The 15,528-nt window shown below is 70.3% G+C and carries 10 protein-coding genes and 1 pseudogene; 7 read left to right on the top strand and 4 right to left on the bottom strand.

Annotated features, from left to right (window positions below; genetic code table 11):
- Positions 1-39 precede the first annotated feature (39 nt).
- From thiO to WME73_RS47070, 5 genes are all read left to right on the top strand, one after another.
- Complete coding sequence (thiO, locus tag WME73_RS47090; RefSeq protein WP_437913870.1) at positions 40-1,149, top strand: glycine oxidase ThiO; 1,110 nt, start codon at positions 40-42, stop codon at positions 1,147-1,149.
- Between the two features lie 537 nt (positions 1,150-1,686).
- Positions 1,687-3,414 carry a discoidin domain-containing protein gene (locus WME73_RS47085; RefSeq protein ID WP_437913869.1) on the top strand — a complete coding sequence of 576 codons (1,728 nt, stop codon included), beginning with the start codon at positions 1,687-1,689 and terminating at the stop codon, positions 3,412-3,414.
- Positions 3,415-3,622: 208 nt separating this feature from the next.
- Entirely contained in the window at positions 3,623-4,207 is a 585-nt protein-coding gene (locus tag WME73_RS47080; protein WP_437913868.1) for an RNA polymerase sigma factor, read from the top strand.
- Positions 4,147-4,890 (top strand): zf-HC2 domain-containing protein, encoded by a 744-nt coding sequence (locus WME73_RS47075; RefSeq protein WP_437742820.1) that lies wholly within the window; start codon positions 4,147-4,149, stop codon positions 4,888-4,890. Before WME73_RS47080 ends, WME73_RS47075 begins: the two co-directional genes overlap by 61 nt.
- 21 nt (positions 4,891-4,911) lie before the next feature.
- Positions 4,912-6,015, top strand: coding sequence for a cytochrome c biogenesis protein/redoxin (locus WME73_RS47070; protein ID WP_437913867.1), 1,104 nt, complete (start codon positions 4,912-4,914; stop codon positions 6,013-6,015).
- Positions 6,016-6,118: 103 nt separating this feature from the next.
- Here WME73_RS47070 and WME73_RS47065 read toward each other — a convergent pair whose 3' ends face one another.
- Complete coding sequence (locus tag WME73_RS47065) at positions 6,119-6,547, bottom strand: (deoxy)nucleoside triphosphate pyrophosphohydrolase (RefSeq protein ID WP_437528671.1); 429 nt, start codon at positions 6,545-6,547, stop codon at positions 6,119-6,121.
- A gap of 215 nt (positions 6,548-6,762) precedes the next feature.
- Positions 6,763-8,115: a hypothetical protein gene (locus tag WME73_RS47060; RefSeq protein ID WP_437913866.1), complete on the bottom strand. Its 1,353-nt coding sequence runs from the start codon at positions 8,113-8,115 to the stop codon at positions 6,763-6,765.
- 206 nt (positions 8,116-8,321) lie between these two features.
- Between WME73_RS47060 and WME73_RS47055 the strand changes: the two genes are divergently transcribed.
- A complete protein-coding gene (locus WME73_RS47055; RefSeq protein ID WP_437913865.1) occupies positions 8,322-8,987 on the top strand; it encodes a VOC family protein in 666 nt (221 codons plus the stop codon).
- A gap of 186 nt (positions 8,988-9,173) precedes the next feature.
- Positions 9,174-9,563, top strand: a pseudogene (locus WME73_RS47050) (AIR synthase related protein); the annotation flags it as partial.
- Positions 9,564-9,637: 74 nt separating this feature from the next.
- On the opposite strand, the gene WME73_RS47045 reads toward WME73_RS47050, so the two are convergent.
- Positions 9,638-11,269, bottom strand: coding sequence for a hypothetical protein (locus WME73_RS47045; protein WP_437913864.1), 1,632 nt, complete (start codon positions 11,267-11,269; stop codon positions 9,638-9,640).
- The gene (locus tag WME73_RS47040; protein ID WP_437913863.1) at positions 11,254-15,279 is read right to left on the bottom strand and encodes an RHS repeat-associated core domain-containing protein; all 4,026 of its coding nucleotides are present in this window, start codon (positions 15,277-15,279) and stop codon (positions 11,254-11,256) included. Before WME73_RS47040 ends, WME73_RS47045 begins: the two co-directional genes overlap by 16 nt.
- Positions 15,280-15,528 lie beyond the last annotated feature (249 nt).

Raw genomic sequence — 15,528 nt, 5'->3', positions numbered from 1 at the left:
AAAGCCCCCCTCGGCGCCCGGCGTGCTATGCACGCGCCGATGAGCGACGTGGTGGTGATCGGCGGCGGCGTGGCCGGGTGCGCCTCGGCGCTGGCCCTGGCGCGGCGCGGGCTGTCTGTCCGCGTCCTCGAGCGCAACCAGGGCGAGGGCGCTTCGTGGGCGGCGGCGGGGATCATCGGCCCCCAGCTCGAGGCCGCGGGCGACGGCCCCCTCGCGCGGCTCTGCCTCGCGAGCCGCGCCCTGTACGCGGAGCTCGCCGGGTCGCTCGTCGACGCGACGGGGATCGACGTCGGGTACCGGCAGAGCGGCGCCCTCCGCGTGGCGTTCACCGCGGAAGGACGCGAAGAGATCGCGCGCGAGCTCGCGTGGCAGCGGGAAGCCGGCCTCGCCGTGGAGATCTGCGACGGCGACGGGGCCCGCGCGCACGCGCCGGCGCTCTGCGACGAGGTCGCCGGCGGCGCGTGGCTCGCCGACGAGGCGCGCATCGATCCGCCGTCGCTCATGCGCGCGCTGCGCATCGCGGCGGAGCGCGCGGGCGTGCGGTTCAGCACCGGGGCGACCGTCCGGCGCATCGTGGTCGAGCGGGAGCACGCGCGCGGCGCGCAGCTCGAGGACGGCACGAAGGTCGAGGCGGGCTGGACGGTGCTCGCCGCCGGGAGCTGGTCGTCCCTGCTCGAGGCGTCGGGCCTCGCGCCCTCGGCGGTGCGCCCGGCGCGCGGGCAGATCGTCGAGCTCACGCCGTCGACGCCGGTGCTCTCGCAGGTCGTCTACGGCCCCGGCTGCTACCTGTCGCCGCGCGACGACGGGCGCGTGCTCGTCGGCGCGACCACGGAGTTCGCCGGCTACGTCACCGCGGTGACGTCGCGCGCCGTGCGCGACCTCCTGACCGCGGCGCTCCGGCTCGTGCCCGCGCTCGGCGACGCGCCGATCGGCAGGACGTGGGCCGGCCTCCGGCCCCACCCGAAGGACGCGCTGCCGATCCTCGGCGAGGGGGAGATCGCGAATCTGATCTTCGCGACAGGGCACTTCCGAAACGGCGTCCTGCTCGCCCCGGTGACCGCGAAGATCGTGGCGGCGCTGATCGCCGGAGAGGAGCCGCCGGTGGATCTGTCGCCCTTCTCCGCCAGGCGGCCTGGCATCACCGGCTGAGCGCGGCGGCAAGGTGTGCGCACCTGGCGCGGCGAGCTGACAGTCGTCCGCTCAAGCATCGATGCGCGGAGACTCTCGCGATTGTTCGGCGCGACAGCGCCCGAGCCCGCTGGACACTCTGCCCGATGGGAACGACGCCAGCGTGAGGGTGATAACCCGCTGAGCTCCCTCGCGAGGCAACCGCTGATCGGGGAGCCTCGATCGCAAGTCGTGAATTGACCACAGCCCATTCGGTCAGCGGACAAGACGCTGACATACATCCTTTTTCCAGGAGGGAGGCCAGACAAGCAAGGCAATGAGCTGTCAACCAGGAGCAGGCTCCCCAGCACGGGCTTGACACCGCCGGGGAATATCGTATCTCATCTCCTTCACAGCTTTGATCTTGCTTGGTGGCATCATCACGCACACTGCCTTGAGGTCGGTGAAGTGATCCACTGAAAGGAGAACACCTTGAGCTTACGCACTGCCGTTCCCACAATGTGTGTCGCCCTGGCGGCTGTTCTCGCGGGCTGCGTCGTAGGCGTCGACGAGGGCCCTGTGACAGGCAGCGATGAAGTCGGCGACCAGCGGTCATCGTCGCTCGCGGCACCGGGTTGCACGGTTCGCCTCACGCCGGCGAGCCTCGTCGCCAGCGTCGCGCAGGCCGAGAATCCGGCAGCGAACGCCGCCGACGGCGATCTGGCCACCCGCTGGTCGGGCCGCGGCAAGGGCGCCTACGTGACGGCGGACCTGGGCGCGAAGCAGCGCATCTGCGGCATCTCTCTCGGCTGGTACAACGGCGGGGTCGATGGGCGCATCTACGACTACGCGCTCTCGACGTCCACGGACGGCCAAAATTTCTCGCCGCTCTTCGCGGGGAAGAGCCTGCCCAACACCTCGCTCCAGCCTGTCGAGCTCCAGGCCGTCGACGCGCGGTACGTCCGCCTCACGGTCAACGGGAACACCGTGAACGACTACGCCAGCGTGACGGAGCTCCAGATCTCCGCCAGCGCGGCCCCCGCCGGCGCCTTCGTGCACCCGGGCATCCTGGTCAGCAAGGAGCAGCTGGATTTCGTCAAGACGAAGATCGGCGGCGGTCAGCAGCCCTGGACCAAGGAGTACCAGCTCGCCAGGGGCTCGAGGCACGCGAAGCGGGACTACGTCGCCAGCCCGGTGCCGGTCGTCAAGTGCTCCACGCCTGGCTCGAAGCAGAGAGCCATCGATATGGGCTACGAGCAAGCGGGGTGCAGCGAGATCGTCGACGACGGGAACGCCGCCTATACGCAGGCGCTGCTCTGGTACTACAGCGGCGACGCACAGTACGCCGAGAACGCGCGGCGCATCCTCAACGCCTGGGCGCGCACGATGACCGCCATCCTGTTCGATCAGCCCCGCTTCCCGGACAACAACGGTCAGGTTTACGCCAACGGCCATTTCGTCGCTGGCTGGGGAGGCACCAATTTCCTGCGGGCCGCGGAGATCTTGCGTTACACGTACAGCGGCTGGACGGCCGAAGACACGGCGCTGCAAGAGAACCATTTCAAGACCGTCTACTGGGACCTGGTGAAAGACGGCTGGACGGGCGGCGGGAACCGGACCTCCGTGATGAACGAGACGGCGCTGGGCATCGCGATCTTCACGAACGATCGCGAGAAGTACGAGTACGTCGTGAGCCAGGTAGAGCACTCCAGCAGGGCCATGATCTACATGCCGAGCGACGGCGGCCAGCCGCTCTATCCCATGTATCAGGGCCGGCCGCGCTACACCAACGACGCGAAGGGCGATCTCGCGGGGATCTGGAGCAAGCCGACGCGCTACATCGCCGGCCTGGAGCAGGAGACCTGCCGCGACCTCGGGCACATGCAGATGGGCACGAGCTCGCTGGCGAACATGGCAGAGACCCTCCGCATCCAGGGCGACGCTCGCAGCGCCTACGGCGACGACCCCGTTCATCGCGAGAACCGCCTGCGGCAGGCGCTCGAGCTGAACGCCGATTACGTGCTGCAATACCTCGACAACACGGGCAATCGCGTCGGCGTGAAGGTGACGCCCGCGGGCTGGATGCCGGCGCGAAACTGGCCGTGCAGCAGCTTTTCCGAGTCCGCCGGCGGCGGCTCGGCGGTCATGGGCTGGGAGATCGGGTACAACGAGCTCCGCAACCGCCGCGGGATCAGCATGCCGAAGACCGAGGAGCTCATCACGCGTGTCAGGGCGATGAGCAGCGCTTCCACCCGGGTCGGCAACCACATCGGCTGGGAGGCGCTGACGCACGCGGGCGCGCCCTAGCCGCCCCGCAGCCCCGGTCCTCCTGAGCACGGGCTCCCGCGTGCCGCGGGAGCCCCGCCCCCCGCGCCATCGCCCGCCGCCGACGATGTAAGCCGGGCTACGTCCTCGCCGAGAACCCGCCGGTCAGGAACTTTTCGATGGGCTCGCCGTGTCCTGGAAGTGTCCGGGAAACGAGGCGGCGTCAGCCTTCCTCCTCCCGGCCCGGCCCATGCGCACGTCTCCCCACACCTCGTTCGTCGATCGGCTCCTCGCCGAGCTCCCGTGCCTCTTGCGGGCGGCGCGCCGCCTGACGCGCTCGGAGCAGGACGCCGAGGATCTGGCGCAGGCGACGATCGTGCGCGCGATCGAGCGGCACGCCGACCTGCGCGACGAGGGGCGCATGCGCGCGTGGCTGCTCCGCATCGAGCGGTCGATGCTGCTCAACACGACGCGCGGCGCGCGGCAGCGCCTCGAGGTGATCGAGGGCGGCCGGGGAGCCGAGTCGGTGCCGGAGCCGCAGGGCAATCTGGAGGCGGAGCTCGTCGAGCGCGGCTTCGCCGACGAGGTCGAGCGCGCGCTCGCGCGCCTGCCCCCGGAGTGGCGCGAGGCGCTGCTCCTGCGGGAGGTCGAGGAGCTCTCCTACGAGGAGATCGCCGATCTCCAGGCGTGCCCGGTGGGCACGGTGCGATCACGGCTCTCGAGGGCGCGGCTCGCGCTCGTCGAGGGCCTCTCCGAACGATGCGAGGAGACGTCATGGCAGGGTGCAACCGCGAGTGGTTCGAGAACATTTCGGCGTGGCACGACGGCGAGGTGACGCCCGAAGACGCGGCGCGGATCGAGGCGCACGTCGCCGGCTGCGCGCCCTGCCGGCGCGCAGCGGAGGTCCTCGGCGGCGTGCGGCGCGCGCTCGTCGCGAAGGCGGACGGGGAGGTCCCGGAGCGCCTGCGCGATCGGGCGGAGGCCGCCGCGCGGAACGCGCGCGCGCGGCGCCGCGGCCCCTGGGCGATCACGGCCGCCCTCGCCGCGGCCGCGGCGGCCGCCGCGCTGCTCGTCGGCAGCCCGAGCCGGGGCGTGAGCGCGGCGATGGCCGACGAGCTCGTGAGCCACCACGTGCGCGGCTTCGCGCGCGAGCGCCCGTGCGACTTCGAGTCGTCCGATCCGGGCGCCGTCGCCGGGTGGCTCGAGGGGAAGCTCGGCTACGCGGTGACCGTCCCGGCGGTGTCCGGCGCCCGGCTGCTCGGGGCGCGCCTCTGCCAGATCGGCGGCACGCGCACGGCAGCGCTCATGTACGCGAGCGGGGACAAGCCGCTCACGGTGTTCGTGCCGCCGCCCGGGTCCGGCGCCGCGACGGCGGCGCGCGCGCTCGCGGGGCGCGGCGTGGGGTGCACCCGAGGGCCGCTCGGCAACGCGATCTGCGCGAGGAGCGTGGAGCAGCCGGTGCTCGCGGTGGCTGAAGTGGACACAGCGGCGCTCGCGCCGGCGCTCTTCGGGCGCTGATCCCGTCGATCGCGAGGACCCATGACGATCGGTTCATTGCTGGCGCTCTTCGGCGCGGGGCTCCTGACGTTCGCGTCGCCCTGCGTGCTCCCCATGCTCCCCGTCTACCTGTCGGCCCTCGGCGGCGCCGGGGCGCTCGGCGGTCCGGACCCGGCGGCGGCGAAGCGCGGCGTGCGCCTCGCCGGTGTCGGCTTCGCGATCGGCCTCGCGATCGTGCTCGTCGCGCTCGGCGCCGGCGCGTCGGCGATCGCCGCGGTCCTCGCGCCCCACCGGCGCGCGTTCACCGTCGCGTCCGGCGTGCTCCTGGCGCTCTTCGGCGCGAAGCTCCTGGGCGTGCTGCGCCTCCCGTGGCTCGAGCGCGAGGCGCGCCCGCTGCTCTCCCGCCTCCCGGGCGCGGGCGGCTTCTGGGGGGGCATGCTCTTCGGGATCGCCTTCGCGGCGGGGTGGACGCCGTGCGTCGGCCCGGTGCTCGGCGCCGCGTTGACCTACGCGGCCAGCGCGGGCGCGAGCCCGCTCACCGGCGCGATCCAGCTCGGCGCTTACGCCGCGGGCCTCGCCGCGCCGCTCGTCGCCGCGGCCTTCGTCGGGCCGGCGGCCGTCGCGCTCGCGCGCCGCCTGATGCCGGCCACGCCGGCCCTCCAGCGCCTGACGGGGGCGCTGCTCGTGGCCGCCGGGATCGCCGTCGTTGACGGCCGTCTGGACGCCCTCTCGCCGGCGCCCGCGGCGGCCGTGGACGCGGGCGCGCCCTGCGAGAGCGGCCCCGCCGGCGCGTGCGCGGCCCCGGAGGGCGCCGTGGCGCAGGGCGACGTCGCGCTGCCCGAGGGGATGCCTCGGCTGCTCGAGTTCGAGAGCGCGCACTGCGCGGTGTGCGAGCGCATGGCGCCGCTCGTGACCGAGCTCGAGGCGCGCTGCGCCAAGGAGGCCGGCACCGTCCTGCGCATCCAGGTCGACGATCCGCGCGGGCGGGCCCTCGCCGCCCGCTACGGCGTGCGCTTCGTGCCGACGTTCCTCAGCGTCGACGCCGCCGGGCAGGAGGTGGAGCGCGCCGTCGGCGAGCTGCCCGCCCAGCGGCTCGCGAGCCTCATCGGCGACGTCCGCGGCGAGGCGTGCTCCCCCGCCTTGTGAGCCCCCCACGGCGGGGCTCGCTGCCCCTCATCCCGGAGGCTACCCGAGCCTCGCGGAGCGCCGTGTACCAGCTCTCAGGCGGGAGACATCGTTCCACGATGGGCTACGTCGCCGCGAGGCGCGCGCGCACCTTGGCGAGCACCGCGACGTCGGCGGGCGGGAAGAGCTCGTCCCGGAGATCGGCCGCCTCGGCCCAGCGCACGGCGGCGACGTCGAGCGCGGCGGGCGCGGGCGAGCCCTCGGCGAGGGCCGCGGCGTAGAAGAGGAGGAGCACCGGCTTCTTCGGATAGCGGTGGTAGGTCACCTCGACGATGTCGCCGACCTGGGCCTCGACGCCGATCTCCTCGCGCAGCTCGCGGATCAGGGCGTCCCGCGGATCCTCGTCGGCCTCGACCTTGCCGCCGGGGAACTCCCACGCGCCCTCGAGGTGCGCGCCCGCCTTGCGCTGCGTGAGCAGGACGCGGCCGCGCTCGATGATGACGGCGGCGGCGACGAGGACCAGGGGCGGAGCGGGCTCGGGCGTGGCGGACATGGGCGCGTAGAATGTCGGTCGCGACGCGCAAGACAAGGGCGAACGGCCGGCTCGACGCTGCACATCCCGCCGGCGTCTTCATTGCCTTGCGCGGCTGGGATTTCTCACCCTCGGACTCGTGCGCCGGTGGCGGCGGGAGCGGGGGCGCGATCGGCAGCGGCGGCAGGACCGGGAGCACCTCCGGCAGGCCAGCGCGACCCGTCGCGTCCCCGTCATCACGGCGTGTAACTGGGCAGCTCGATCACGTAGGCGTCGACGGTATCCCCGTTGCCCCAGTCGCTCCCGAACACGGCGCGCGTGCCGCTGGGGCTGGGCACGGTGTGCGGCTCGGCCCAGTACGGCTCGGCGAGGTGGGTGTTCTCCTTGCCCCAGCTCCGGTGACGGCCAATCCGGCAGACCTTGCCCGTGCTCGTGTCGGCGATCAGGTTTTCCATGTCGAGCACCCCTCTGCCCGACGCCTCGCCGATCGACGACACGAACACCCACCCCGGCTGCTTGTATGCCATCCCCGAGACGTGCCCTGTCGGGGGGTAGGGCCACCCGGTCTCCGGACCGATGACCACCTTCGAGGTGCCTTCGGCGAGATCCCATGTGACGAGGAGCCCGATGTCGTCATTGCCGCCGGGACCGGGATCGTAGACAGCCCCGTTCCAGGTGTCGTGACCGTTCACCATGCTCAGCGACGCGTGGCCGTACGGCTCCAGCAGGTCCAGCGTACGCACCACGTTCAGCCGCGGATCGGTCACGCCGCCGCTGTCGCTCAGGAACGCGAGCGTGCCGCTCGGCGCGACCTGGGCCGGGTTCTCGTCGAGCGCCTTCCTGGCGAGCACCGTATTCTGGCCGACATCATAGATGAACACCTGATCGTCGCACGTGAGGCCGATGCGGTTCGAATCCCACGACATGAACAGCGGGTCTCCGCCCGCGCTCGCGCCGCCCGAGCAGAAGTCGAACGTCGTCACGACCTCCTTCGTCCCGGCGCCGACGTGGTAACGGATGAAGTCCTTGCCGTCGACGTAGAACAGGACGTCGGGATCGGAGGTGTGCCAGTACACCTGCTCGATGTCCGCCGGCGAGATGTCGAGCGCCTCGATGAACTGGTATGTCTTGCCGTCGTAGAGCTGGTGCTCGCCGGCCGCGACCGAGAAGAGGAGGAGCCTCGACTCGTCCGCGTTCCACGCCGAGATGGTCGAGTACATCGGCTTGATGACCGGGTCGTTCCCGCCGCCCGGCGCGACCGCCGTGATCCGGCGGATCGTGGTGCCGAACTCGGCGTCGGTGACGGCCTCGCCGAGCGCCGGCCTGGCGAGCTCGGTCATCGGGCGCGCTTCCTTGTCCTGCACGAGGCCCGCGCAGAGATCGATCGGCTCGCCCGGGCCCGCGCCGCCCGCGCCGCCTACGCCCGCCGCGCCGCCCGTCCCCGTCGCGCCGGCGGCGCCCGTCCCCGCAGCGCCGCCGGATCCGGCCGTTCCTCCGGTCCCGCCGTCTCCGGCCGATGACCCGCCGTCGGAGCAGGCGGCGAGGAAGGAAGAGGAGACAAGGAGGGTGACAGAGACGCCGACTCTCATGGGGTTTCCTTGGCGCGAGCCACGATGCGTGGCCGCGGCAGCATACCCCGAAGCGACGTCAGGCGTACGCGACGGTTTGCAAACCCACCGGCTGTCCCGGTCGCGGCACAGCCTGACCAGGTGTGGTGCTGTTGATATGGCGTCGCTTTTCACGCTACAGTCTCGTGCGAGCCAGGGACGCGGGCTCCACTCGCCGGAGGCGGCCGATGGGCTGGGAAGTCGATCACGTGTTCCTCGCGACGCCCGACGTGGGCATCGTCGAGCGGATGCTCGCCGAGTTCGGCCTGAACTTCAGCCGCCACGCGGTGCATGAGGGTCAGGGGACCGCGAATGCGTGCGCGGCCTTCGAGAACGCGTTCTTCGAGGTCCTCGGCGTCCATGATCTGGAGGAGCTGCAGACCGAGATCGTTCGGCCGCTGGGGCTACACGAACGCATTCATTGGGCCGAGACCGGCGCATGCCCGTTTGGCATCTGTTTCAGGACCATCGATGCCGGAGGGGCCGGCGACTGGCCCTTCGAGACCTGGGACTACAGGCCGAAATACATGCCGGCGGGCATGAGCATGCCCATCGTGACGCCGCGAGGGTCCCTGGCGGAGCCCATGATATTCGTGGCGCCCCAGACAATCAGGCGGACCTCCCCGATCGAGTCGCGATCGCATCGTGGCGCGCGCCGGACGCTGACGCGTGTACGTCTGCAACTGCCAGCGGAGAATCCGCCGCTCTCGTCGGGCGTGCGTTGGTTCGTGGACCAGGGCATGCTCTCGATCGATCGTGGGGCGACCTGCTCGCTTGAGCTGGAGTGGGATCACGGTCACGAGGGGCAATCTCACCGGTTCCCCGCAGAAGTGCCGCTCGTCGTGCGCTGGTAGAGCGGGCTTTCGCTGTACGTTGGGGGAAGCACGAGCGCTCGCCCGGCCAAGCGGTGGCGCGTCTGCCGGCGGCGGCCCCCGCGGCACGGGGAGCCCGGCCGCCCGCCGACCCGGGAGCCGCCCGGAGGCTGGAGCCGGAGAGCGAGCCCGCTTCCCTTTGCCGCCGAGGTGTGGGATGCGCCTGCCATGAGCGTCACGTACCGGGAAGCCGGGGTCGATATCGATGCAGGGGACGCGCTCGTCGAGCGCATCAAGCGGCTCGCGAAGCCGACGCGCATCCCCGAGGTGCTCGCCGACGTGGGCGGCTTCGCCGGGCTGTGCGCCCTGCCGGGCGGGCTGTCCGAGCCGGTGCTGGTCAGCGGCACGGACGGCGTCGGCACCAAGCTGAAGGTGGCGTTCGCGACGGGCGTCCACGACACCGTCGGCATCGATCTCGTCGCGATGTGCGTGAACGACGTGCTGACCGTGGGCGCGCGGCCGCTGTTCTTCCTCGACTACTTCGCGACAGGCAAGCTCGACGTCGACGTGGGCGAGGCCGTGGTCCGCGGCATCGCCGAGGGCTGCAAGCAGGCCGGCTGAGCGCTGATCGGCGGCGAGACGGCCGAGCTGCCGGGTATGATCCGGGCGCGAGGCAGTCGAACCGCTAGATATCACGAATCCAAGACATCGGAATCATTGAAATCGGACCACCATTGTCGGTTTGACGAGATCGTCCGGATGCCTTCGCGGCCGAGCGCCTGCGACAGCTGCGTCCGGCTCTCGCTCCAAGCGCTGATGGCCACTGACTCCAGCCGCATCACCTCTCGTGCATTCTGGATCAGCAAGAGTGCCCGCTCGCTGGTGTCGCAGCGAACCACACAGAACGAGATTCCAAGTGGAGCTATCAGCTCGCGAACCCAGAGGTCCTCCCCCTCATAGCTGGAGACGAGGCGGTCCGTGCACTCAGGGACAGGTCGGAGTCCGAGCCGCTCCGCGATGAGCCCCCGCCGTAGGTGCGAATCCAGCGGGAAAGCCAGCTCGACGCGGAGTCGCTCGGCCTCCGCTAGACCGTCCTCCACCGCGAGGATCTCGAGCCATGTCCGGAGCTCGCCTGCCACAAAGTCCATCTGCTCAGGCATATTTGCGTACACCCAAAGTCCGCCTTCGCCGGACCACAGGATGAGCTTCCAGTCGTGCCATGCTCCCACGGCAACGAGCTGCAAGTCCTTCCACGACCAGAGCGGCCAGTGGACAAGGCGAAGGCCGGTCGGAAACGACTCTGCTCCGCCTTCGAAATCGAGGAGCGACTGAGCTCGCTCTGGGAGCATCTCGCGCGGAAGCAGCCCCAGCCACAGTGCGCCGTCCGGCATCTCGTGCTCGCGGGGCATGACCACACAGCCTCCGCCCACGAGTCCGCGTATGGACTCGACCAGCACCGACGGCGCAGGGACCGGCGGCGCAGCGACGCAGACGGCCCCTTGGTCCTGCAGGTAGCGATCGAGCCGAGGCGAGCCGAGTGCCGGCGCGCGGCAGCGGTGCTGAGTCGCTTCCTCGCGGACGATGTCGAGCCGTGCGACTGCTTGTTCCAGCACGAAATCGCCCTGAATCACGTGATCATCAGTCACCCACACACGGCGCGAAGTGAAGGCGGACGCGTCCGTGTAAAGAGGAGCAGCCGTGGGCACCGACAGCTCTGGAAGCTCGCGCACAGCGACGCCAGCACCCACGTCGAACACCGCCCGGGCACCTTCATGGGCGCAGAACCGAAGCACGTCCCCGAGCGCTGCCAGCGTGCGCGTGAAGATGCGCGGCTGCGCGACGACGACATCGTCCGCTCGAAGGAGCGCACCACCTTCTCCGGACGGTGAAAGCGAGAACTGCTCACTCAGTCGCGTCCAGAACGCCTGCGCGGCCCGACGACGGCGCACGACGAGCGAAGGCCAGAAAGCGTCAAAACAGTCCACGCACGCCATCAGCGCCACATAGTCGCGCCACAGGCCGACACCGAGGCCACCAAAGGAGTCGAGGTAGAGCGCGCCCTTCCAGCGATCCCACGCGAAGAGGCGGCGCTCACCGCGGCCCATCGAGGGCACCGTGCTGGGCGCGAGCGCGCGGGCAGCGGGGTAGCCGAACGCTGCCCCCCCGAGGAGCGGGAACCCACGGCGACCCGTCAGCTCAAAAAGCTCTTCGTCCTCGACGGGTGTCGGCGAATCCGGCCGAAGGCTCACGCCAGGAACGATGGGCGCCTGGCGGAGCTGCTCGCACGTCGCAGGAGACCATCGCTGCATCAGAGCTTCGTCCATCTCTTCCCGTCCCAATTCCAGGCACCAGGCTCCGCCGCTCTGCCTTCTTTGTTCATGAACATACCCTCCCTGGTCGGCGACTGTGTCCTGTTCGCCCCAGGCACCCATGATGGGTCGTAGTTCGGCCCTGTTGTGTTCTGAGAAGGGTTGCTGCCGCTCGTGAATCCCCCAGGCACCGTCTGCAGTCCCGGGGGAGGCAACCCTGCAAGGCTCCAGAGGCGGGGGACCGTCTGAGAGCAGTTGGGACATGCCTGCTCAAGCTGACTTTTATCAATTCCTCTGTATGATTTCACACCACCGACGCTCTCGAGCGCTTCTCCCAGGTGTTGCTGCCAGTTCTCATGACCTGGCCTGCACATCTTCCCCGTATCCTGCTCCCATTGCTTCAAGTAGTCGCTCAGCGCCTTGGGTTCCGAACAAACATTCTGCGCGCCGCCGCTCTCGGAAGGACGTGCGTTGTTCGGAGCCAGCGCGGCCTCCACTGCGGGATGTAGGTCCGTGGAGCCCGCCCTGCCGGAATTTGCGAACTTCGTCACATCGGCTTTCTTCCCGTTCTTTTTTAGGTAGGAGCCAGTCACTTCCGTATGCATCTTGGAGAGACCGTTGAAATCCGAGAACTCGAGAGGCCACCCATCAACATACGCGTATGTCCGAAGGCTGCCCTCCAACCGGATGGGCTCCGGGCTCAGGTACTGCCCTGTCTCCGGGTCATAGTACCGGTACCGGTTGTAGTAGAGCCCCGTCTCCTCATCCGCGTACTGCCCCGGAAACCGCACGGGCGTCAGTGCGGCCTGCTCCCCCTCGACCTTGCCGAACAGCGAAGCATCGATTTCGCCCACGAGCCGTCCGTTCCCGCCCACCAGCGCCGCCGGCATCCCGTTCGGCGCCTCGACGTAGTACCGCACCTCATCCTGATCGCCCCGGCGCACCCGGTCCGCGAGCGGCGTCACCCCCTCCGGAAGCACCGCGTACGCTCGCTCTTCCACCACCGGCTCCCCGCCCGCTTCCCCGAACAGCTCGCGGATCTCGTGCACCAGCGCATCCCCGCTCCAGGTGTATCGCGTCACGCTCTCCACCACCCGGTCGCGCCCCCGCTCCACCCGCTTCTCCAGCCGTCGCGCGAACGGGTCGTAGGCGAAGCGCACCACCCGCCCGTCCGGCAACCGCACCGCCTGGAGCAGATCGTCGTCGCCCCACTCGAAGTAAGCGACGCGCCCGCCCGGCAACCGCTTGCTCGTCATCCGCCCCCGCTCGTCGTACGCGAGCTCCGCGCCTCCCCGCCTCTTGAGCTGCCCGCCCGGCGCATACTGCCGCAGCGTCGCGCTCTCGAAGAGCTGCCCGCTCGGCCCGTGGCGATACCCCTCGATCAGCTCCCGCCGCGCCCCGTCCACCCGCTCCCTCCCCATCACCCGACCCTGCGCATCGCGCAGGTACTCCACGTAAGCCGCGTCCGGCTCGCCGCTGCCCACCGCGCCGAGCAGCCCGGCCGCCGACCACACGTAGCTCTGCGCGAACATCACCTCATGCGGCAGCGGCCCCACCCACGCTGGCTCGCCCGGTCGCGTTGCGGGAGTCACGCTGGGGCCTGTCACCTGCACACCGGACGGGAGTCCATCTTGCGTCACCCCCTCCGCGATGCGCCCTCCCGCTGGCAGCACCCGGTCGAGCAGGTGGCCCGCTGGATCGTACGCCATCTGCACCTTCATCGCCTGCGCGCCGACGTCCCCGACAGCCACCACCACCGGCCGCCCCACCACGTCGCGCGCGATCTCCATCCGCCCGAACGGCCCGCTCGTGCTCACCGCCTTGCCGAGCGCGTCGTACGCCGTCTCTACCACCGTCCGCCGCCCGCCCCGCGTCACCGTCTCCCGCACCACCCTCCCGCGCGCGTCATAGGTGTACTCGCACGCCACATCTCCGCTCGTCACGTATTCGACCCGACCGAGCAGGTCATAACCGATGCTCTCCGTCCGGCCATCCGTGAAGCTCCGCTCCACGAGCCGGCCGCACGGGTCATAGACGAAGTCGACCGTACCAAGCCCATCCCGGATCTGCGTAATCCGCCCCATCACATCGTGCCGGTAATATATGCGCCGCCCATCGAACGTCCGCTCCTCGCCGATCCGCCCCTCGCCACGCCGGACGTACCGGTGCTCCTCGCCGGATTCGTTGACCACCCGCACCAGGTCCTGCTCCCGGTCGTAGAAGTACCGCACGGCGCTCCCGTCCGGCCTCATCACCTCGGTCACCACGCCGATCCCGCCCCATCGCAGCGCCGTCACCCGACCGTCCGCATCGGCGATCTCCGACAGGTTCCCGTCGACATCATAACCATACCAGTCCGTCGCCCCGCTCGGCCGGCGCACACGGAGTAGCCTTCCGCAGCCGTCGTATCCATACGATGTCTCCAGCCCGCGCTCGTCGACGAAGCTCGTCACCCGCCCCAGGAAATCATAACGAATCTTCCGCCTCGCCCCGTCCGGCTCGATCACCTCTACACGATTGCCGAGCGCGTCATAGGCCATCCGCGTTACACCGCCGTTCGGCAGGGTCGCCTCGACGAGCAAACCGCGCTCGTCGTAGCGGAAACCGACCACCGGACCGAGCTCGTCCTCGACGGCCACCACATCGCTTCGCGCGTTCCGCTGGTAGCGCGTGAATCCGCCCATGGCGTCGCGAACCTCCTCGATGAAGCCCCGCTCGTCGTATTCATACACGGTTCTCGCGCCCATCGGATCCGTCACGACGCGCAGCCGGCCCAGGTCGTCTCGCTCGTAGCGCCATGCGTGCCCCAGCGGGTCCCGATACACCAGCACGTTGCCCGTGGCGTCGAACGTGTAGGCGTGCATGCCGCCGTCCCACGCGACGCCGTTCACCTTGTCCAGCTGGTTGCCTTCAATCCGCCGTTTCGCGCGCGAGGTGATCACCTCGACGAAGTGGTCGTAATCGTCGATCTTGACGTGACAGAACCCCTTCGCCCTCGTCTCCCGGTCATCCAGCGTGTCCGGCACGTCAGGCTCGAGCGCGTCGTTGCCCTCGCGACGACACCATGCCTCCACGCAGCGGCCGTTGTCGTCAAAGCGGAACTCCGCCACCAGCCCGCCGGGCTCGCGGCGCCGGAGCATGCGGTGCTCTTCATCGTACTCGTACCGCTCCTCGCTGCCCGCCGCGTCGCGTGCCGCCACCAGATCGCCTCGTTCGTCGTAACCGTACGTGCGGAAGGCACGCCACCCTCCGCCCGCCGTCTCATCGTTCACCTCGAAGGCGGCGATCCTCCCGTCCGCGTACCGCCGCGCGCGGACCATCCGCCCCACTGCATCGGTCGCATGGGACAGGCGCCCTCGCTCGTACGAGAGCCGTATCTCGTTGTCGTACCGGTCCACGATGCGCGACAAGAGCCACCTGCTCTCCTGCCTCTCGCCGAACACGAGCAGCACGCCCTCGGCCTCCAGCGTGTAGCCGCCCTCGTGACGCCTCAGCACGCCGCACGGCATCGGGACGGGACGGCCCGGCTCGGGGATCTCCGCCTCGGTCGGCGCCGCGTGAGGCTCCAGGACACGCAGCGTCCGCCGGCGGTCCTCGATCGCCCACGCCAGCGAGTGGCTCCATCCGAACCCGAGCCCCAGATCCACGTCGCTCGTCTCCGACGAGTAGCTCCGCTCGATCCGGAGCGGCAGGATCATCCCGCCGAGCGCCAGATCCACGGCCTTCGCGGTGTAGACCCGCCCCGTCACCGGATCGACCGGGTCACCGGCCGACGTGCCGCCCCCGCGCCCGTGCGACGGATTCGGGCACCCGCCGCCGCTCCCCGGTCCGCAGGTGCCCGCGTTCTTGCCGCCGCCTCGCGGCCCCTTGCCGCCGCTCTTGCCGCCCGCCCCCTGGTCGCCGCCGCGGCCCCGTCCTCCGCGGCCGCGGCCGCCGCCTCCGCCGCCCCCGCCACCCAGGATGAATGTGCCGGGGTTCATGCCGGGAATCGCGGGGATGTTCGGGACCGGCGCCGTTCGTGCCATGGCGGCCATAGTCGATAGGCACACCCCGCGCTGTCAAGCCGGGCAGCCTCTGTGCGACGCAGATCTGGAACCGGCGATAGCGGCGTTGAGGGAATGACCCGCGCCCGGCGGAAGGTCGAGCTTACGGACGCCGCAGATCCCTGTAGCATGGTTCACATGCGGGCAAATCAGCGGTCATGGCTGCGGCGGACGAGCGGCGCACCCGGCAGACCGACGATGACGGTACGAGCAAACCGTCCCCCCCAGCTT

Origin of the sequence: Sorangium sp. So ce302, assembly GCF_051530145.1 — a bacterium.
GTDB classification, from domain to species: domain Bacteria; phylum Myxococcota_A; class Polyangia; order Polyangiales; family Polyangiaceae; genus Sorangium; species Sorangium cellulosum_B.
The sequence above is the reverse complement of the archived record's forward strand: the minus strand, read 5'-3'. Positions and strand labels throughout refer to the sequence as shown.

What these genes read in the sequence shown, in the direction of transcription:
- thiO (WP_437913870.1), top strand. Translation starts at nt 40, where the DNA reads ATGAGCGACGTGGTGGTGATCGGCGGCGGCGTGGCCGGGTGCGCCTCG.
- WME73_RS47080 (WP_437913868.1), top strand. Translation starts at nt 3,623, where the DNA reads ATGCGCACGTCTCCCCACACCTCGTTCGTCGATCGGCTCCTCGCCGAG.
- WME73_RS47075 (WP_437742820.1), top strand. Translation starts at nt 4,147, where the DNA reads ATGGCAGGGTGCAACCGCGAGTGGTTCGAGAACATTTCGGCGTGGCAC.
- WME73_RS47070 (WP_437913867.1), top strand. Translation starts at nt 4,912, where the DNA reads ATGACGATCGGTTCATTGCTGGCGCTCTTCGGCGCGGGGCTCCTGACG.
- WME73_RS47065 (WP_437528671.1), bottom strand. Translation starts at nt 6,547, where the DNA reads ATGTCCGCCACGCCCGAGCCCGCTCCGCCCCTGGTCCTCGTCGCCGCC.
- WME73_RS47060 (WP_437913866.1), bottom strand. Translation starts at nt 8,115, where the DNA reads ATGAGAGTCGGCGTCTCTGTCACCCTCCTTGTCTCCTCTTCCTTCCTC.
- WME73_RS47055 (WP_437913865.1), top strand. Translation starts at nt 8,322, where the DNA reads ATGGGCTGGGAAGTCGATCACGTGTTCCTCGCGACGCCCGACGTGGGC.
- WME73_RS47045 (WP_437913864.1), bottom strand. Translation starts at nt 11,269, where the DNA reads ATGGACGAAGCTCTGATGCAGCGATGGTCTCCTGCGACGTGCGAGCAG.
- WME73_RS47040 (WP_437913863.1), bottom strand. Translation starts at nt 15,279, where the DNA reads ATGGCACGAACGGCGCCGGTCCCGAACATCCCCGCGATTCCCGGCATG.